General features: G+C 63.9%; 14 protein-coding genes and 1 pseudogene. 8 read left to right on the top strand and 7 right to left on the bottom strand.

What is annotated here, in order from left to right:
• Window positions 1-35: 35 nt before the first annotated feature.
• Together C2H86_RS01740 and C2H86_RS01735 are read left to right on the top strand one after the other, a co-directional pair.
• Window positions 36-1,109, top strand: a complete 1,074-nt coding sequence (locus C2H86_RS01740) for an HlyD family secretion protein (RefSeq protein WP_159411191.1) — start codon at window positions 36-38, stop codon at window positions 1,107-1,109.
• Window positions 1,106-2,691, top strand: a pseudogene (locus C2H86_RS01735) (MFS transporter). The gene C2H86_RS01740 and the pseudogene C2H86_RS01735 overlap by 4 nt, the downstream one beginning before the upstream one ends.
• A 20-nt stretch (window positions 2,692-2,711) precedes the next feature.
• Here C2H86_RS01735 and C2H86_RS01730 read toward each other — a convergent pair.
• From C2H86_RS01730 to C2H86_RS01715, 4 genes are all read right to left on the bottom strand, one after another.
• Window positions 2,712-4,013, bottom strand: coding sequence for an Nramp family divalent metal transporter (locus C2H86_RS01730; RefSeq protein ID WP_159411190.1), 1,302 nt, complete (start codon window positions 4,011-4,013; stop codon window positions 2,712-2,714).
• Between the two features lie 148 nt (window positions 4,014-4,161).
• Window positions 4,162-5,070, bottom strand: a complete 909-nt coding sequence (gene glsB, locus C2H86_RS01725) for a glutaminase B (protein WP_159411189.1) — start codon at window positions 5,068-5,070, stop codon at window positions 4,162-4,164.
• A 79-nt stretch (window positions 5,071-5,149) separates the two neighbouring features.
• Window positions 5,150-6,937: an IlvD/Edd family dehydratase gene (locus tag C2H86_RS01720; protein WP_159411188.1), complete on the bottom strand. Its 1,788-nt coding sequence runs from the start codon at window positions 6,935-6,937 to the stop codon at window positions 5,150-5,152.
• Between the two features lie 19 nt (window positions 6,938-6,956).
• The gene (locus C2H86_RS01715) at window positions 6,957-8,138 is read right to left on the bottom strand and encodes a fumarylacetoacetate hydrolase family protein (protein WP_159411187.1); all 1,182 of its coding nucleotides are present in this window, start codon (window positions 8,136-8,138) and stop codon (window positions 6,957-6,959) included.
• Window positions 8,139-8,254: 116 nt separating this feature from the next.
• On the opposite strand from C2H86_RS01715, the gene C2H86_RS01710 reads away from it, so the two are divergent.
• The 4 genes from C2H86_RS01710 to C2H86_RS01695 all read left to right on the top strand — a co-directional run bounded on the left by C2H86_RS01710 (window position 8,255) and on the right by C2H86_RS01695 (window position 13,070).
• Window positions 8,255-9,202 carry a LysR family transcriptional regulator gene (locus tag C2H86_RS01710; protein WP_159411186.1) on the top strand — a complete coding sequence of 316 codons (948 nt, stop codon included), beginning with the start codon at window positions 8,255-8,257 and terminating at the stop codon, window positions 9,200-9,202.
• Window positions 9,203-9,300: 98 nt separating this feature from the next.
• Entirely contained in the window at window positions 9,301-10,884 is a 1,584-nt protein-coding gene (locus tag C2H86_RS01705; protein ID WP_159411185.1) for an aldehyde dehydrogenase (NADP(+)), read from the top strand.
• Between the two features lie 74 nt (window positions 10,885-10,958).
• Window positions 10,959-12,344 carry an MFS transporter gene (locus tag C2H86_RS01700; protein ID WP_430738569.1) on the top strand — a complete coding sequence of 462 codons (1,386 nt, stop codon included), beginning with the start codon at window positions 10,959-10,961 and terminating at the stop codon, window positions 12,342-12,344.
• A gap of 213 nt (window positions 12,345-12,557) precedes the next feature.
• The gene (locus tag C2H86_RS01695) at window positions 12,558-13,070 is read left to right on the top strand and encodes a ProQ/FinO family protein (RefSeq protein WP_159411183.1); all 513 of its coding nucleotides are present in this window, start codon (window positions 12,558-12,560) and stop codon (window positions 13,068-13,070) included.
• A 247-nt stretch (window positions 13,071-13,317) separates the two neighbouring features.
• Here C2H86_RS01695 and C2H86_RS01690 read toward each other — a convergent pair whose 3' ends face one another.
• A complete protein-coding gene (locus C2H86_RS01690) occupies window positions 13,318-14,043 on the bottom strand; it encodes a tellurite resistance TerB family protein (RefSeq protein ID WP_159411182.1) in 726 nt (241 codons plus the stop codon).
• Between the two features lie 384 nt (window positions 14,044-14,427).
• On the opposite strand from C2H86_RS01690, the gene C2H86_RS01685 reads away from it, so the two are divergent.
• Window positions 14,428-14,610 carry a type II toxin-antitoxin system Phd/YefM family antitoxin gene (locus C2H86_RS01685; RefSeq protein ID WP_159411181.1) on the top strand — a complete coding sequence of 61 codons (183 nt, stop codon included), beginning with the start codon at window positions 14,428-14,430 and terminating at the stop codon, window positions 14,608-14,610.
• Window positions 14,600-15,211 carry a YitT family protein gene (locus C2H86_RS01680; RefSeq protein ID WP_159411180.1) on the top strand — a complete coding sequence of 204 codons (612 nt, stop codon included), beginning with the start codon at window positions 14,600-14,602 and terminating at the stop codon, window positions 15,209-15,211. The genes C2H86_RS01685 and C2H86_RS01680 overlap by 11 nt, the downstream gene beginning before the upstream one ends.
• 197 nt (window positions 15,212-15,408) lie before the next feature.
• Here C2H86_RS01680 and C2H86_RS01675 read toward each other — a convergent pair whose 3' ends face one another.
• Both C2H86_RS01675 and C2H86_RS01670 read right to left on the bottom strand, forming a co-directional pair.
• A complete protein-coding gene (locus C2H86_RS01675; protein ID WP_159411179.1) occupies window positions 15,409-17,157 on the bottom strand; it encodes an OPT family oligopeptide transporter in 1,749 nt (582 codons plus the stop codon).
• A 98-nt stretch (window positions 17,158-17,255) separates the two neighbouring features.
• On the bottom strand, window positions 17,256-18,077 hold the full coding sequence (locus C2H86_RS01670) for a helix-turn-helix domain-containing protein (RefSeq protein ID WP_159411178.1): 822 nt from the start codon (window positions 18,075-18,077) through the stop codon (window positions 17,256-17,258).
• Window positions 18,078-18,146 lie beyond the last annotated feature (69 nt).

Raw genomic sequence — 18,146 nt, 5'->3', positions numbered from 1 at the left:
ACAGGTCGGCAGGGCCGAGTACAGGACAACCCATCATGAACACACATGAACCAGAGCAGGCCGTCGCATCCATGACCGCGCGGCGGGCCAGGCAAAAGAAACTAGGCGCCGGCCTCTGTGTAGTGGGCTTGCTGGTGCTGGCGGTTGGCTGGGTGATGTTGCGCGCGGGGGAGGCGGCATTTACCGACAACGCCTACGTGCGTGGCGACATCACATCACTGTCGGCAAAGGTGTCAGGTTATGTCACGGCGGTCGAAGTCCAGGACAATCAGCAGGTCGCTGCGGGCGATGTGCTGTTCCGCATCGATGACCGCGACTACCGCGCGCACCTGGCCGAGGCGCAGGCCAACCTGAAGGCCGCGCAGGCGCGCCTGGCTGATGTCGAGGCCCAGGCCCGCCTGCAGCAGGCGCAGGTTCGCCAGGCCGAGGCCCAGCGCCGGTCAGCCTGGTCCGAACGGCAACTGGCCGACAAGACCCACGAACGCAGCCGTAAGCTGATCCAGTACAGTGCGGTCAGCCAGGCCCTGGTCGATCAGACCGAGGCTGCCCGCAGCAGCGCCGAGGCCGGGTTCACCGCTGCTACGGCGACGCTCGATGCCCAGCGCCTGCGTATCGACGTGCTGGAGGCCCAGCGTGAGGCGGCAGTCGCAGCCATCGCCCAGGCCACGGCAGCACGCGACCTGGCCTCGCTCGAACTGGAGCACACTGTGGTAAGGGCACCGGTAGCCGGGGTAATTGGCAACCGGCAGGTGCGGGTAGGGCGCTTCGTCACGCCGGGTGGCGGCTTGATTGACCTGGTGCCGGTTGATGGCGTGTGGATCGTGGCCAACTTCAAGGAAACCCAGCTCGAGCATATTCAGCCAGGGCAACGCGCCACGGTCACCCTTGACGGCTACCCTTCTGGTAGCCTTGAAGGTGTCGTCGACAGCTTTGCACCCGGCAGTGGGGCGGCGTTCAGCTTGCTGCCGCCAGATAACGCCACTGGTAATTTCGTGCGCGTGGTGCAGCGGGTACCGGTGAAGATTCGCCTGGCCCATAACCCACTACCGGGGCGCATCGTGCCGGGGCTCTCGGCGCGGGTGCGGATCGAGGCAGGAGGCGGCTCGTGAATGCCCGGCAGGTGGGCAGTCGCGCAGACAGCGGCTGGCTGCTGGTAGCCGGTATCGTATTGGCCGCCCTTACCGATGCCATCGCCAGCAGCGTGCTGGCGCTCGGGCGCAGCGACATCATGGGCGATACCTCTGCCACGCCGGATGAGATCGCCTGGCTGGACGTCGCGTATACCGCCTGCAAGCTGATGGGGTTTCTGTTGGCGCCCTGGCTGCTGGGCCGCATGGCGCCGCGTACGCTGCTCATCGGCGTTACCTTGCTGATGGGCGTTGCCTGTGCGGGCGCTGCGTGGACGGTGGACCTGAACGGGCTGGTCACCTTGCGGGCCTGCCAGGGCATGGCGGGCGGCGTAATGCTGGTGGCGGGGCAAACGGTGGTCTTTCTGGCTTGCAGCAAAGACCGGCAACCCCTGCTGCAAGGGCTGTTCGCCATCGGCGCGGTGGTCGCGCCCGCAGCGCTGGTGCCTTGCCTGCAGGGTTGGCTGATCGACAGCCGTGACTGGACTTGGCTATTCCTCAGTGTGCTACCGCTGGCCTTGGCGGCGGCCGGTGTGCTGCTGATCGCCGAGCCACCTGCCCATGCTCCGCCAGGCCAGCGGCGCTTCGATGGGCCGGGCTCCATACTGGCAGCCATCGCGCTGCTGTGCCTGACCTACGTCCTGAGCCAGGGCAGCCGCTGGGACTGGTTCGAGGCCTCGCACATACGCTGGGCTGGCGTGGTCGGTATCGCGGCGATGTTGCTGTTGCTTGGCCAGCAGTTATTGTGCGAAGGGCAGGGACTTCTCGACTTCAGCGTGTTCCGCTCGAGCGACTTCACTTTCGCCTTCATTGTCAGCTTCGTCGCTGGCGCCGCATTGTTCGGCAGCGCTTACGTCATCCCGGCCTTTGCAACATCGGTGCTGGCCTTCACCGCTAGCGACGCGGGCTTGCTGCTGTTACCCAGTGGGGGCGTGTTCATTGCGGTGCTGTTGGGGGTGGCTTACCTGATCCAGCGGCGCGGGCTCGCGCCTTTTGCCACGGTGCCTTTTGGAATCGTGGCGATCATGGTCGCGATGTGGATGCTGTCAGGGTCGACCCAGCAGAGTGGCATGGGCGACATGATGGCTGCAGTGATGCTGCGCGGTGCCGGGCTGGGTTTGCTGTTCCTGTCGTTGACGCTGATCGCCTTCGGCAACCTGGGCCGGAGCAACCTTGCCAGCGGGATCGGCTTGTTCAACACTGGCCGCCAGGTGGGGGACTGCTGGGGGTGACGGGGTTGCAAACGCTACTCGACCGCCACGCCGTGCTCAACACTCAAACGCTCGGTGTGTACGTCAGCCCAGGCACGGCAGCCGTGATTGAACGGTTGGAATCCACCACGTCGATGTTGAGGCTGGAGGGCATGGACCCACTGGCGGCTGGCCGGGCTGCGCTTGGCCTGTTGGGGCGGGCGATTGCGGGGCAGGGGGCGGTTATCGCCTTCGACACCGCGTTCAATGCTGTGGCCGTGCTTTTTGCCGTGGCAGCGCCACTGCTGGTCTGCATCAAGGTGGTGTTGGCTCGTAGGGCCGGAGGTGGCAAAGACAGCCCCGGCCACCATTGAGCCGGGGCCACCCGTTATCCTCAGGCGATCAGGTCCGTTGCCAGCTGGAAGGCCACCCACAACGCCAGGCCGGTGGCGAAGGCCAGCGCGATGTTCTCGAACCAGTTATTGCGGTATTCCTTGCCCAGCAACGATTTCTGGTTGGACATGATCAGCAGGCCCAGCGAGATCACCGGCAGCCCGATGATGTTCAGCGCGCTCACGCCGATGGTGAGGGTCACGAAGTCGGGCATCCCCGGGATCGACCACACCAGTGGCGTCACCAGAATGAACAACATGAACCACTTGTGCATCGGGTCGTTGTGGAATTCCTTGCCATAGCGCTCGCGGCGCCCGGGCTTCACATGCTGGAACGCGTCGGTGATCAGCATCGGGAACGCAGTGGTCTTGCCAGAAATGCTGGCGAACAAGGTGGCGAAAACGCCGACAAAGAAGATGTACCAGCCGATCGGGCCGAAGAACATCTCCAGCGCCTTGCCCAGGTCGCCCAAGGTTTTCACCTCGATGCCGTTGGGCCGCAGGATTTCCGCGCCAACGATCCAGATCGCCAGGTTGATGACGATACCCACGAAAACGGCGAACAGCAGGTCGTTACGCTGAACGCGCTTGTGTTGCGGACCGACCCAGCCTTTTTCACGCATCACGTAAGGGTGCACGAAGTTGGCGACCGAACCTGCCACGGCGCCGATCACCGAGACCGCTACCAGCAAGGCGCCGTGCACGCCTTCGTCGGCTGGGATGCTGAAACCGATGGTGCCTTTGACGATACCTGCAACGTCCGGACCAGACATCAGCGCCAGCGCCAGGAAGGCCAGGGTCATCACGGCCAGCAGCACTTTCATTACGCCTTCGATCATCGCATAGATGTTGCGCCCCACCAGCATCCACACCGCCAGCACCACGGCGATGGAGCACAGCAGCGGGTAGTCGATGCGTAGCAGCATCGCCAGCGCTTCGCCGGCGCCCTTGATCATGTAGGCGTTCATCAGGTGCCCCATCAGCAGGGCATAGGCCAGCATGAACCAGGCGAACACCGGGTGCAGCTGCGCATAGCCCTGCAGGATGGTCATGCCTTGGTTATTGCACAACTGGAAGCGGGCGATGATGTTGACGATCAGGTAGCGCAGCAGCAGCGAAACGGCCAGCACCCACATCATGGCGTAACCGTAGTTTGCGCCGGCGACCGATGAGGTTATCAGATCTCCTGCGCCTAGCCACGACAGCACCGCGATGATACCGGGGCCAAGCAGCTTGACCAGTTTTGCAAGGCGGTTTTGAGGGGCTGCGGCAGCTTTTCCCTCGACAGAAGGTATGCTCGACATGGTGACTCCATTTGTTTTTTTTGTGAGAGCAGCGCGTAGTCGATCATAGTAGATAGGATGTCGTACAACTTAAATTCGCACAAAAATGTTTCGCAGTATTACAATCCTGGCCGGGGTGCTGGGGCTCACGCAAATGCAGGTAGGCTGATCAGAATACCGACCATCCAATTCGTGAACTGAGCAGCTCCAGCGCCGCCATCCCTGCGTAGGAGTTGCCCGCCGCATTCAGCTCTGGCGACCACACGCACACGGTAAATTGCCCCGGCACGACGGCCACGATCCCGCCGCCCACGCCACTCTTGCCGGGCAACCCCACGCGGTAGGCGAAGTTGCCGGCCTCGTCGTAAAGGCCGCTGGTGGCCATGATCGAGTTCACCTGTTGGGTCTGGCGTCGGCTCAGGATCTGCTCGCCGCTGTGCTTGCAGAACCCGTCGTTGGCCAGGAAGCAGAACGCCCGGGCCAGGTCCAGGCAACTCATTTGCAGCGCGCAGTAGCTGAAGTAGCTGCGCAGTACCGTTTCGACTTCGTTGTGGAAGTTGCCGAAGGACTGCATCAGGTAAGCCATGGCCGCGTTGCGCGCACGGAACTGGTACTCCGAATCGGCGACGCGGGCATCGATCGCGATGTGCGGGTTGCCCGACAGTCGGCGGACGAAATCGCGCATCGACAACGTGGGCGCGGCGAAGCGCGACTGGTTGATGTCGCAGATGACCAGTGCGCCGGCATTGATGAAGGGATTGCGCGGGCGCCCGCGCTCGAACTCCAGCTGCACCAGCGAGTTGAACGGCTGGCCCGAAGGCTCGTGGCCCAGCCGCTGCCAGATGGCTTCACCGGAATGGCCAATCGCCTGGACCAGGCTGAACACCTTGGAAATGCTCTGCACCGAAAACGGCACCAGGGCGTCGCCTGCGCAGTAGTAGCTGCCATCGTTGCCATACACGGCGATGCCCAGCTGTTGCGCTGGCACATCGGCCAGCGCAGGAATGTAGTCAGCCACTTTGCCCTTGCCGATCAAGGGGCGCACTTGGTCGAGAATCTCGTTCAACAGCGTTTGCATGGAAGGCCTTGTGGTCAGTCCCCAGACGACGGCGAGGGGTAGCGCTTCTGACGAAGACTGAACCACAGAGATCACACACTTAATGCGAATGCCGCGGCATCCCGCCTTCCCGGGCAATCACACGCATGTGCAGCGTCGCCGGTTCCAGGCAGCCACCGGTGGACAACTGTCCCACAAGCTGACGGTAGAGTTCCTGCCAGGGCGTCTGCGAGGCCGGGATGTTCGGCTTCCATGCCGCGCGACGGCGCGCCACTTCGTCATCGTCCACCAGCAGGTCGACGCGGCGCTGGTTGAGGTCCACACGCAGCCAGTCGTTGGTCTGCAGCAAGGCCAGGCCGCCACCGACCGCCGCTTCCGGCGACATGTTGAGGATCGACGGGCTGGCCGAGGTGCCGCTCTGGCGGCCGTCGCCCAGGCAGGGCAGCGAGTCGATGTCTTGCTTGATCAGCGCGGCCGGGGGCGCCATGTTGACCACTTCGGCGCTGCCCGGGTAACCCACGGTACCGGCGCCGCGGATCACCAGGATGCAACGCTCGTCGATGTCCAGCGAAGGGTCGTCGATGCGCGCGTGGTAGTCCTCCGGGCCCTCGAACACGATGGCCCTGGCCTCGAAGCTGTTTTCCTTGCCGGGCTCGGCCAGGTAGGTCTTGCGGAAAGCCTCGCCGACCACCGACATCTTCATGATCGCGCTGTCGAAGAAGTTACCGCTGAGCACGATGAACCCTGCACTGTGCTTGAGCGGTGCGTCGTAAGGCAGGATCACCTCGCGGTTGCTGGTAACCGTATCGCTGACCACCTCGCCGATGGTCTTGCCGCTGACCGTGGCACAGGCCTCGTGCAGGCGGCCGGCCTTGCGCAGTTCGTGCATCACCGCTGGCACGCCACCGGCGCGGTGGAAGCCTTCGCCCAGGTACTTGCCGGCGGGCATGCAGTTGACCAGCAGCGGTATGTCTTCGCCGATGCGCTGCCAGTCGTCCAGCGACAGCTCGATGCCCATGTGCCGGGCGATGGCGATCAGGTGCGGCGGGCAGTTGCTCGAGGCGCCCAGTGCCGAGGCCACGGCAATGGCGTTTTCAAAGGCTTCGCGGGTCATGATCGAAGACGGGCGCACGTCCTGCAGCACCAGTTCGCAGATGCGCCTGCCGGTCGCATAGGCCATCTGCCCACGTTCGCGGTAGGGCGCGGGGATGCTGGCGCAGCCTGGCAGTGACATGCCCAGGGCTTCGGCAAGGGCGTTCATCGACAGCGCCGTGCCCATAGTGTTGCAGTGGCCCACCGACGGCGAGGCGGCGGTGGTCATTTCCATGAAGCCTTCGTAGTCGATTTCGCCAGCGGCCATCAGGTTGCGGGCGTGCCACAGCACCGTACCCGAGCCAATCAGCTGGCCTTTGTGATGGCCGTCGAGCATGGGACCGCCCGACAGCACGATGGCCGGCAGGTCGGTGGTGGCCGCGGCCATCAGGCAGGCCGGGGTGGTCTTGTCGCAGCCGGTGGTCAGCACCACGCCGTCCAGCGGGTAGCCGTGGAGGATCTCCACCAGGCCCAGGTAGGCCAGGTTGCGGTCCAGGGCGGCAGTGGGGCGGCGGCTCTGCTCGGCGATCGGGTGGACGGGGAACTCCATGGGAATGCCGCCGGCATCGCGGATGCCGGCCTTGACCCGTTGCGCCAGTTCGATGTGGTGGCGGTTGCAGGGGGTGAGGTCGCTGCCAGTCTGGGCAATGCCGATGATCGGCCGGCCCGACTGCAGTTCGTCGCGGGTCAGGCCGTAGTTCATGTAACGCTCGACGTACAGCGCGGTCATGTCGGCGTGGCTCGGGTCGTCGAACCATTGCTGGCTGCGCAGCGGGCGTTTCGCGGTATCGGTCATGTCATGCTCTCTTGTTGTTTTAGCGATGCAGCAGGCCGCGGGCGGCGAGGTTGCGCATCATGGCGCCGAGGCCGAAGGTCCACGGCGCTGCCTGGTCGCTGGTGGTGACCTGGTTGTGCAACTGGCCAAGCAGGGGGCTGGCGATGCGTACCCGGTCACCGGTCTTGTGGGTGAACCCCGCGCCGGGCTGGTCGCGGTCCTCGATGGGGGCGAACAGCGTACCAAGGAACAGCAGGAAACCGTCGGGGTATTGATGGTTGGCGTTGAGGGTCTGGCGCACCAGGTCTTCAGGGTCGCGGCTGATCTGGTCCATCGAGCTGCTGCCGACCAGTCGGTAGCCGTCCTCGCCTTGGACTTCGAGACCGACCACGCAGTGGCGCACCGCGTCCAGGTCGAACGTGTCGTCGAACAGGCGGATGAATGGGCCGACGGCGCACGAGGCGTTGTTGTCCTTGGCCTTGCTCAGCAGCAGCGCGCTGCGGCCTTCGAAGTCGCGCAGGTTGACGTCGTTGCCCAGGGTGGCGCCGTGGATGCGCCCGCGGCTGTCGACCGCCAGCACCACCTCAGGTTCGGGGTTGTTCCACGCCGAGCCGGGGTGCACGCCGATCGCGCTGCCGCTGCCAACCGCCGCCAGCACCGGGGCCTTGGTGAACACTTCGGCATCCGGCCCGATGCCCACTTCCAGGTATTGCGACCACATGCCTTGTTCGATCAGCAGCGCCTTCAGGGCCATGGCCTGTTGTGAGCCAGGGCGCACCGCGCGCAGGTTGTCGCCGATCACCGAATGCACGGTGGCGCGTACTGCTTCGGCCTTGCTGGCGTCACCGGCGGCCTGCTCTTCGATCACTCGCTCGATCATGCTGGCGGCGAAGGTCACGCCGGCCGCCTTGATCACTTGCAGGTCGACCGGGGCAAGCAGGTAAGGCTGGTTGGCGTCGAACGCCTCGCCGCTGTTGGCCAGCAACGCTTCCAGGCTGCCCAGGAAGCGGCCCGGGGTGCTGCGCACGGCATGCAATGGGTCTTCGCTTTCCAGCAGCTGGCTGAGGGTGGCGAAGCGTTCGGACAGGTCGAACACACCGTCGGGGCGCAAGGCGATCGGGGAGGGGCCGCCGGGTTCGCCGGGGGTCCAGGCGCGGCCGATCAGGGTGCCGGTCAGGCCGTCCGCAGGCAGGGTGTTGGCGGGGGTGAGGGTCATCGGCATGGCATCGCAATCTCTCGGAACGTGAGAGCTGCACGCTAGGCAAGCGGCGCGATAAACTCCAATGGCTTAATCTCACCATTCAATAACAAGCGGTTATCGCAGCGACAGGGGCTTGCATGTCGGACCTTTCCTTTTCCCACGTTTGCAACTGGCTCAAGTTCCGCCATCTGTTGCTGATCGAGACCCTCGGGCGCACGCACAACATGCATGTGGCGGCGCAGCAGATGAACCTGACCCAGCCGGCGATCAGCAAGATGCTCAAGGAGATCGAACACCTGCTCGGTTTCGCCCTGTTCGAACGCTTGCCGCGCAGCATGCCGCCCACCGCGCTTGGCGAGCAGGTGCTGCGCTATGCCCAGGTCGCCTTGAACGATGCGCGCAACTTCGTCGACCAGATTGACAACTTGCGCCAGGGCGGGCACGGGCACTTGAAGGTAGGCGGCATCTTTGCCGCCACTGCCGTGGCGCTGCCGGATGCAATCGTCGAGATCAAACAGCGCAAGCCATTGCTGTCGATCGAGGTGGTGGAGCAGACCAGCGATCACCTGATGGCCATGCTTGAAGACAAACACTTGCACTTGGCCGTGGCCCGCTTTACCGACGCTTCCCAGCAGCAGCGCTTCGACTTCCAGCCGCTGGCGCCGGAACCGTTCTGCTTCGTGGTCAACGATCAACACCCGTTGAGCGGAGCCGGCCCGGTTACCCTGCCGCAACTGCTGGAGTGGCCGTGGATTCTCTACCCCAAAGGCACACCCATTCGCGGGCGCATGGAGCGGGCATTCGCCGAGGCTGGCGTGGCGGTACCGCGCAATACCATCGATACCATCTCCATGCAGACTTTCCTCAAGGTGCTGCTGGGCGGGCCGATGATCGGCATGTTGCCCCAGGCGATGGTCGAGCCGCACCTGGCCAGCGGGGTGCTGGTCAACCTCGACACCCCACTGCACCTGGCGCCCCAGGATTACGGCATCCTCACCCGCAAGGGCGAGCCGTTGAGCGGGGCGGCGCTGGAGTTCGCTGAAATCCTGCTGGCCCACGCGGGCCGAGGGGGAGGAGAGCGATAACGCGGCGTTATCGGATGATCGATAAATGCCATTGGGAAAGCATCGCTGAGCCGCCTAGATTAGCCCCCCATGTCTTTCGCAATGCCGAGGAATCATCCATGACATCCCAAGCAGGCCAGCAATTCATCGGCGGGGTTCGCCGCGCCACCGGTCAGGCGGCCTTGTACAGTGTCGATGCGCGCACCGGGGAGCCACTGCCAGGCGCGTTCCACCAAGCCAGCGTCGAGGAAGTTGATGCCGCCGCCCAGGCCGCGGCCGCGGCCTATCCCGTGTACCGGGCCTTGCCCGCCGCCCGCCGTGCCGAGTTTCTCGACGCAATCGCCGATGCACTCGATGCCTTGGGTGAAGACTTCATTGATACCGTATGCCGGGAAACAGCATTGCCGCCAGCCCGTATCCACGGCGAACGGGCGCGTACCAGCGGCCAGCTGAGGCTGTTCGCCACGGTGTTGCGCCGTGGTGATTTTGCCGGCGCGCGCATCGACCGTGCGCAGCCCCAACGTACCCCGCTGCCGCGCCTGGACATCCGCCAGTGCCACATGGGGCTGGGGCCGGTCGCGGTGTTCGGTGCCAGCAACTTCCCCCTGGCGTTCTCCACGGCCGGTGGCGACACCGCCGCGGCGTTGGCCGCCGGTTGCCCGGTGGTGTTCAAGGCCCACAGCGGCCACATGGCCACGGCGCAGTGGGTGGCCGAGGCCATCGTCGCAGCCGCCGAGCTTTGCGCAATGCCGGCCGGGGTCTTCAACATGATCTACGGTGGCCGGGTTGGCGAGGCGCTGGTCAAGCACCCGGCCATCCAGGCTGTGGGTTTCACCGGCTCGCTCAAAGGTGGCCGTGCCCTGTGCGACATGGCGGCGGCGCGGCCGCAACCGATCCCGGTGTTCGCCGAGATGAGCAGTATCAACCCGGTGCTGGTGCTGCCTGGGGCGCTGGCCGCGCGCGGTGAGGTCGTGGCCCGCGAACTGGCCGCATCGGTGGTGCTGGGCTGTGGGCAGTTCTGCACCAACCCGGGCCTGGTACTGGGGGTACGCTCGCCGGCGTTCAGCGCCTTTGTCGAGCACCTGGCTGTGCAGATGGCCGATCAGCCGCCACAAACCATGCTCAACGCCGGCACCCTGGCAAGCTATGCCCATGGCGTGGCCACGCTCAAGGCCCATGCCGGCGTGCGCCTGCTGGCCGGCGCCGAGCAACAGGGCAACCAGGCCTGGCCGCAGCTGTTCCAGGCTGATGCGCAGTTGCTGCTGGCGGGCGAAGCCCTGCTGCAGGAAGAAGTCTTTGGCCCGGCCACCGTGGTCGTCGAGCTTGCCGACCAGGCCCAGTTGCTGGCTGCGCTGCAGGCGCTGCGCGGGCAGCTGACCGCCACGCTGATCGGTGAGCCCGACGACCTTGCGCAGGCTGCGCCCCTGGTCGCGCTGCTGGAGCAGAAGGCCGGCCGTGTGCTGGTCAACGGCTACCCGACCGGTGTCGAGGTGTGCGATGCCATGGTCCATGGCGGCCCGTTCCCGGCCACCTCCGACAGCCGTGGCACCTCCGTCGGCACCCTGGCGATCGACCGTTTCCTGCGCCCGGTGTGCTACCAGAACTTCCCCGATGTGTTGCTGCCCGAGGCGCTGCGCGATGCCAACCCGCTGGGGCTGCTGCGCCTGGTCGACGGGCAGCCCAGCCGAGATCCGATCAGCTGACAACCGCTACAAATAGTCCCCCCGGTGCGCTGGCACCCCGGGGCTTCCAATAACAACAATCAGGCATGCACGACATGCCAAGAGGCTTGGCCATGGCTCATTCATCTGTCGCCCCCACCCACGATCAGGCGTTCGAAGACCGAACTTACCGCAAGGTCATCCTGCGCATCCTGCCGATCCTGTTGCTGTGCTACATCGCCGCCTATCTTGACCGGGTCAATATCGGCTTTGCCAAGCTGAGCATGCTCGACGACCTGCAGTTCAGCAACACCGTCTATGCCCTTGGCGCCAGTGTGTTCTTCTGGGGCTACTTCCTGTTCGAGGTGCCCAGCAACCTGCTGCTGCATCGCTATGGCGCGCGCTTCTGGATCGCGCGAATCATGCTGAGCTGGGCGATCATCTCGATGGCGGTGGCGTTTACCCAGCCATTGGCGGCGTTCTTCCACCTCGAATCCAGTACCATGTTCTACGTGCTGCGCTTCTTGCTGGGCATCTGCGAAGCCGGTTTCTTCCCCGGCGTGATCCTCTATCTCAACTACTGGTTCCCGACCCATCGGCAGAGCCGGGTCATGTCGGGCTTTTTGATGGCGATGCCGGTCAGCCTCACCCTGGGTGGCGTGCTGTCGGGCTGGCTGATGACCCGCCTGGATGGCTGGCAGGACATGGCGGGCTGGCAGTGGATGCTGCTGATCGAAGGCGTGCCTTCGGTGATCATGGCCGTGGTGGTGTTCACTTGCCTGTGCGACAACATCGACAAGGCCACCTGGCTCACGGATGCACAAAAGAAGCTGCTCAAGGCCAACCTGCAACAGGATGCGGACGGCAAAGTCTCGCGCCTGGGGGATGTGTTCTTCAACCCGCGGGTTTGGCTGCTGGTGCTGATACTGCTCACCTTCAACACGGGTTTCTATGGCCTGGCCTTCTGGATGCCGTCGATCATCAAGAGCGCGGGCGTGACCAGCACCCTGGAGATAGGCTTGCTGACCGCCATTCCCTACAGTGTGGCCGTCGTTGCCATGTTCCTGAATGCGCGCCACTCCAACCGCACCGGCGAGCGTCGCTGGCATGCTGCGATCCCTGCATTCATCGGTGGCTGCGGCCTGATCCTCAGCGCCGCGTTCGCCCATGACGTGGTACTGTCGATCCTGTTCCTGACGGTGGCGGCGTCGGGTGTGCTGAGCCTGATGCCGATCTTCTGGACACTGCCAGGCACGGTGTTGTCCGGTGTCGCGGCGGCGGCGGGCATCGGAATGATCAACGCCATCGGCAACCTGTCCGGCTTCACCGGCTCGATGATCACGGCCACGGCAGAGAGCCTGACCGGTGACATCAACGACGGCACCTATGTATTGGGCGTGTGCCTGTTCGTCAGCGGCCTGCTGATCCTGGCGATACCTGCCGCGATGCTCAAACGCTCGGGCGCCGAGACGCACGGGCAACTGGAACTGAAGGTGGCCTGAGCGGCGCTGACCCAGCAGCCATTCAATGGGCTAATCACTTGCCGTTCAAGATCATCGCATGGGGCATCAGCTGCTTGCGCAGTGGCGCTTGAAAGGGCGTCTGGCCATGCCTGGTGACTAAATCAGCAGCAATTCATCCTCTTTCTGCTGCTCCCAAGCGCTGCATGGCTTATCCTTGCGCCACGCAATCAACGTAGAAGCAGTGAATTAACGATGGGTTTTGAACAACTAGCTGAGTTACGTGACCGCCTGCGGTCTGAAAAAGAGCAGCAGGCAAAGGCCGAAACCCCGCGCCCTGCCAAGCGCAAGCCCGCCCCGCAGGCCAAGGCGCGTGAGCAGGACCCGGCGGTGGAAGCGATCTGGCCACTGCAGAAGCATTTCCCGTTGGCCTTCCCGGTAAACCCGGCCCCCAAGGTGCCGCTCAAAGAGGGTATCTTCAAGGATGCCGAGCAACACCTGGAGCTGCTGGGCATCACCAGTGAACAGCTCAAGCTGGGCATCTCGACCTGGTGCCGGGGCAACCGCTACTGGGCCAGCATGGTGGAGAACGCACCGCGCCTGGACCTGAATGGCCAGCCTGCAGGCATCGTTACCGCCGGCCAGGCGCTGTATGCCAAGCAGCAAGCTTCGCGGCAGCGCGGCAAAAGCCGTAAGGACCGTGCGAAGGCAAAGGCGTCCGCTCCGGCCCCTGTCGCCGAAGCCGCAGTGGAGCAGGCCGCAGACTGAGTCCAGTCACGCTTGGCCCTGTAGCATTCAGAGGATGGGTGCAGGGCCTGGCGTATCTTGTCCCGCGAAGCAGGCGGCGCGTTGGATGGCACCGGCTTCGCCGGTGTTCGCGGGACAAGCCCGCTCCCACAGCCCCGCAAAATCAACGAGTCATGTGCAGTTCTATGACCGCCGCGCTTGTCGTGGCGACGAACCGCAGCGATGGGCCGCCTCAAGATCAGCCAGCCAATAAGCCCATCTCAGCCTATCAAGCGGCTCCCTTCGCCTGCTGCTCCAAATGCACCTGCAACGTCGGATCAATCTGAAGCGCGCTGGCCAGTTCATCAAGGTAGGCCCGCTCTGCATCCTGCTGGTCATCTACCAGCATCACGCTGGCCAGGTACATTTCCGCAGCCATGGCCGGGTCTTTGGCCGACAGCGCCACCTCGGCCGCATCGAGTGGCTTGTTGACTTCTTCATCCAGCCATTGCTGCAGTTGCGGGTCGTCGGCCTGGCGTTTGATTTCCGCGTAGATCAGCTGTTCTTCCTGCTCGTCGATGCGACCGTCCGCCTTGGCGGCGGCAATCAGCGCGCGCAAGATGGCGTGGCTGTGGTCCTCGGCCTCGGGGCCGGACAATTGATCGACGGTACGCACCGCCTGTTGCGGGGCTGCCGCCTGGCTGCGCTGCCAGCTTTGGTAGGCCTTAAACGCCATCATGCCCAACGACGCCAGGGCGGCGTAATTGATGCCATCTGCGGAGCGCCCTGGTGTTGGGCTGCCAGCGCTGCTGCCACTAGCGCCACCCAACAAGCCGCCCAGCAGGCCACCCAGGCCATTGCCACTGGCCGCTGCGCTTCCACCGCCAAGCAGACCGCCCAGCAAGCCACCCAACCCGCCCAGGCCGTCTTGCTCTGGCATGCCAGCGCTGCCTCGTTGCGCTGGCGAACCTTGCCCGGCCCGCAGTAACTGTTCGAGCAGATTAATGGTGTTCATGGCTCTACCCTCGATTGGTAGTGGTTGCCCTGACAAGCAACGATAGCCCTCTCAAAACGATACACCATGACCGTTTGGCTGAAGGCCAAGAGGGCGATAGCGGCATCCTGGATCTCGTGAGTGTGTCGGGAGCGTTGGCTAGGGTTGCCAAAGGCTAACGGGATACTTGAAGAGCGGTAACGGTTATGGCCCTTGGATTAAACTATTCGGAATACCGTGATTGTTTGGAATATTTATTCTTCCTGAGCTTGTTTCTACGCATATTTAGAAATCACTTTTCCGCCTGTAAGCATCATCATATTGCCGTGTCAGGCCAACCCGGCCGCGCGCTGCGAGGCGAACCCGCCTCCCTCCCGCAATAGCGATCCCAAAAGGAAACCCTTCATGCACCAGGTGAAATATGACTTGTCCGAAGCTCAATCAAGCCTTGAGTTCATCCTTGAACAAGTGATCTACGGAACTGAGGTGGTCATCGTCCGCCACGGCGTCGAGGTAGCGCGCATCAACCCCGTGGAAGGCTTGCGGCAACGCGGCACCGTCCTGCTGGAAACGCCGTATGAGCTGTGAGGCTGCTGCATATCCGCGCCACAGCACACTGGATGACGCATACGGCCTGTTTACCGGTATTGCCTTGGCGGCCACGGGGATTGCCATCCTGGGCAAGAGTGGACTTATCACAGGGGGGATTGCCGGGATGGCGTTGCTGGGCTCATTTGTCAGCCCCTACCCGACTTCGGTGCTGGTACCTGCGATCAACGTACCTTTCCTGCTGTTTGCGCTGTTCACCATGGGCCGCAATTTCACCCTCAAAAGCGTCCTGGTAAGTTTCGGACTCGGTGCAGGCGTGAAGTTCGTGACACCTGCACTGAACACAGCGGGCATCGACCCCGAGATTGGCTGGGTGGTTGGAGGGACGCTCCTGGGCATGGGCATCCTGTGCCTGGCCAGACACAATGCATCCATGGGTGGAACGGGCTCCGTTGTTCTTTGGGTTCAGCGCAGGTTTGCGGTCAACGCCGGGGTTTCCCAACTGGTCTGCGACTGCATTCTATTCATCATCGCCGCAATCTATCTGCCGCAGGAAAAGCTCGTCTGGTCGCTTATTGGTACGGTCGCGATGAACCTGGTGTTGATCATCTGGCATAAACCCGGACGCTATCGAGGGTAAACAATGAGTAACAGCAAGTCGCAATAGCCAGGAAGGTGCAGTCGGTAACTCTCAGGTAGTGCAGGGGGAGGGCCGGTGAACTCACTTTCTTCGCGGCAAAAGAAGCCCGCTGTAATCCGGCTGGAGCCTAGGGACTGAATGTCCCTAGGCATCGATGGCTCCTGAAAGGCCTCATGGCAAGGCGCATATGCCACGATCTACAACCCCTGCAGCATCTCCCAGAACGACGCCCCGACCCCCATGATGCTCTCACCGGCAATCAACCCCGCCGCCGCAGTAATTGCAAACCGCTCCGTCACACTGGGCCACCGGCAACTGACCAGCCAGGTCACCACGGCGCCAAGCCCCATCATCAGGCTGATCGATGCCGGCAAGATGAACGCCAGCCCCAACGCCGCCGTACTCGGCAGCCAACGGGCCGCCCGTTGCGGCAACAGGCTGTCCAGCGCCCCCAGCAGCACGCCAACGCTGCAACCCGCCACGATTGCCCAGCGCAGTTCCAACGACAGGGCACCCAGTCCCTGCGTAAGCGTCTGCGCCACCGCTTTCCAGGTGGCCACGGCCGGTGCCGGCCACTGCTCGGTGAGCAACAAGGCCTGCGGATCGGGAATCAGCACCCGATACACCAGCACGCCGACCACGCTGCCGATGAGAATGCCGATGCACTGAGCAACCAGCTGCTTGTGCGGCGTAGCGCCAATCGCCAGGCCAACCTTGAAGTCGTTCATCAGGTCGGTGGATTGCCCAGCCGCGCCTCCCGCCGTGTTGGCGCTCATCAGGTTGATCGCCACCTGCCCCGGGGCGATCGCGCCGAAGCTCAGCTGCGACAGCTTGCCGATGGCGCCAATCGGCGCAATGCCCGTGGCGCCGACCACGCGCGCCGCGACCACGGCAAGGCACACCGCCAACGGAATGCTCAGCAGCGCCATCCACCCGTCGATCCCGAACAACAGCACTTGCAGGGTCACGACCAGCGCCATGGACAGCAGCAGCCCCGACGCGGGCCATGGGGTAAAGCGCATCCTGGCGCGTGGCGTGCGCTGCTCAGCGGGCGGTCGCCGGGGTACCTGGAACAGACGAACCGACAACGAAGTCAGGGTCGCACAGACCATCAGGCTCACACCTGGCCACAACAGCCATTCCACCAGCGCGGCGAACTGTGGCCCGCTGGCGTTCGGGGCCAGCACCACCAGGGCATGTTCGATCAGCCACGGCGCCAATCCGCCCCAGGCCAGCGCAGCGCCGATCAGCAACGTCAGCCCAACGCGAATGCCGATGATGCTGCCGAAACCGATCAGCATCAGCGAAGGGTCGACCGTGAAGGTCAGGCGCTCGAGCGCCGGCGTGGGCGCCCAGCGCGGTATCGCCCAGACGAACCCGTCTACCCATTTCACCAGTCCTGAAAGCAGCGCGGCGCTGCACAGCACCCTGATCCGCGCCATGGCTTCGCGCCCGTGGTTGTAGATCTGCTGCAGCGTTTCCAGGGTCGCCATGCCTTCGGGAAACTTCAGGCCATGGTCGTTGAGCAGGGCGGGGCGCAGGTACCAGGCAATCCAGATGCCCAGGAAGCTCACCGAGAACACCCAGGCCATCATCGGCACCGGGTCCAGTTGATGACCGGTGAGCAGGGTATAGGCGGGGATCGGCGCCACCAGCCCGCCCGACACGATGGAGGCTGCGGCCGAGGCCACGGTCTGGTTGATGTTGCTTTCGTGCAAGGTCCACGCGGGGCGGTGCTTGCGGCGCCCCGCCAGGCCCTGCCACAGGGCGAAACCGACCAGCAAGGCGATGATCGACATGTTGAATGACCAGCCGATCTTCAGCCCTGCGTACACATTCGAGGGCGTGAGCATGATGCCCAGCACTGTGCCGGTGAACACCGCCCGCAAGCTCAGTTCACGTTCGACGCGAACCTGGGGGAGGGCGGTGGAGGATGCATGTCCCATGGCAGTCCTTTGTCGACGTCGCAAACGCGCTCTGGACAACTGAGCCCTGACAGCCACGAAGGTTCACTGGCGCCTCCGGTCCTACAGCTATCAGCGCCTTATTGGCCGTGATCCACGCGCCATTGTTCGAAGGCTTGGGTCATCCTTCGCCGGGTCGATTCATCGGCAGGAATCAGATGCTCGATACGCAGTGACTCTACAGTGATGTCCAGGGGTAGCCCGAAGGTGGTGAAGGTAGAGAGAAAGCTCAACTCGTCATCTGCGGTGCGTACACGTGTCAGCAGCACGGGGCTGGCAGTTGCCGCCTGCAAGGCAATGGCCGGTGGCGGGAGGCTGCACAGGCGCTCTGCGAGCGCAGGGTTGCTGACTGACTCCCTGGCCGCGCGTTGCCACGCGGCAGCACGGATCTCCTGGGCATTGGCCAGGCGATCACCCAGGCCTCCGGGGCTCAGCAGTGTTTCCAGTAGGTTGAGGCCTGATGATACCTCCTGCGTCACACCCGCCAGCGCCAACAGCAGGCCAGTGCTCACGTTGGCAGCAGTGATATCCCAGTTGCTGTCGATGACGATGGCAGGCGCCGGATTGTTCGCATGCAGAATATGTTCGATGGCCGTATGCACCACTCCCATGGCGGGTGCATCGAGCGGCGTCGCGGCGTAGCGCGGCGCGTAGCCAGCCGCAAGAAAGACTTCGTTGCAGTGATCCAGTGGGGCCCCAAGGGCCGAAAGTATGGCATGCAAGGTGCCGGGGCTGGCTTGCGCGCGCCCGGTTTCGACGCAGCTGAGGTGGCGCTGTGAAACCCCGGCCATCAGTGCAAGGTCGAGCTGGCTGAGCCCCGCCTGCCGACGCAGGTTGCGCACATGCCGGCCCGCCGTTGTGGTCGGTGCGGGGGTTTTTTGATGGAACAATGGGTAACTCATGCTTCGTCTCTGCCCGTCCTTGTGCTCGGGCTCAATGACCTCAGAGGTCATTGAGCCTCAACAATCCTA

Source organism: Pseudomonas putida (assembly GCF_009883635.2).
Classification (GTDB): Bacteria; Pseudomonadota; Gammaproteobacteria; order Pseudomonadales; family Pseudomonadaceae; genus Aquipseudomonas; species Aquipseudomonas putida_W.
The sequence above is the reverse complement of the archived record's forward strand: the minus strand, read 5'-3'. Positions and strand labels throughout refer to the sequence as shown.

Excerpts from the sequence above, each read along its gene's own strand:
- C2H86_RS01740 (WP_159411191.1), top strand. The coding sequence starts at position 36 with ATGAACACACATGAACCAGAGCAGGCCGTCGCATCCATGACCGCGCGG.
- C2H86_RS01730 (WP_159411190.1), bottom strand. The coding sequence starts at position 4,013 with ATGTCGAGCATACCTTCTGTCGAGGGAAAAGCTGCCGCAGCCCCTCAA.
- glsB (WP_159411189.1), bottom strand. The coding sequence starts at position 5,070 with ATGCAAACGCTGTTGAACGAGATTCTCGACCAAGTGCGCCCCTTGATC.
- C2H86_RS01720 (WP_159411188.1), bottom strand. The coding sequence starts at position 6,937 with ATGACCGATACCGCGAAACGCCCGCTGCGCAGCCAGCAATGGTTCGAC.
- C2H86_RS01715 (WP_159411187.1), bottom strand. The coding sequence starts at position 8,138 with ATGCCGATGACCCTCACCCCCGCCAACACCCTGCCTGCGGACGGCCTG.
- C2H86_RS01710 (WP_159411186.1), top strand. The coding sequence starts at position 8,255 with ATGTCGGACCTTTCCTTTTCCCACGTTTGCAACTGGCTCAAGTTCCGC.
- C2H86_RS01705 (WP_159411185.1), top strand. The coding sequence starts at position 9,301 with ATGACATCCCAAGCAGGCCAGCAATTCATCGGCGGGGTTCGCCGCGCC.
- C2H86_RS01700 (WP_430738569.1), top strand. The coding sequence starts at position 10,959 with ATGCCAAGAGGCTTGGCCATGGCTCATTCATCTGTCGCCCCCACCCAC.
- C2H86_RS01695 (WP_159411183.1), top strand. The coding sequence starts at position 12,558 with ATGGGTTTTGAACAACTAGCTGAGTTACGTGACCGCCTGCGGTCTGAA.
- C2H86_RS01690 (WP_159411182.1), bottom strand. The coding sequence starts at position 14,043 with ATGAACACCATTAATCTGCTCGAACAGTTACTGCGGGCCGGGCAAGGT.
- C2H86_RS01685 (WP_159411181.1), top strand. The coding sequence starts at position 14,428 with ATGCACCAGGTGAAATATGACTTGTCCGAAGCTCAATCAAGCCTTGAG.
- C2H86_RS01680 (WP_159411180.1), top strand. The coding sequence starts at position 14,600 with ATGAGCTGTGAGGCTGCTGCATATCCGCGCCACAGCACACTGGATGAC.
- C2H86_RS01675 (WP_159411179.1), bottom strand. The coding sequence starts at position 17,157 with ATGGGACATGCATCCTCCACCGCCCTCCCCCAGGTTCGCGTCGAACGT.
- C2H86_RS01670 (WP_159411178.1), bottom strand. The coding sequence starts at position 18,077 with ATGAGTTACCCATTGTTCCATCAAAAAACCCCCGCACCGACCACAACG.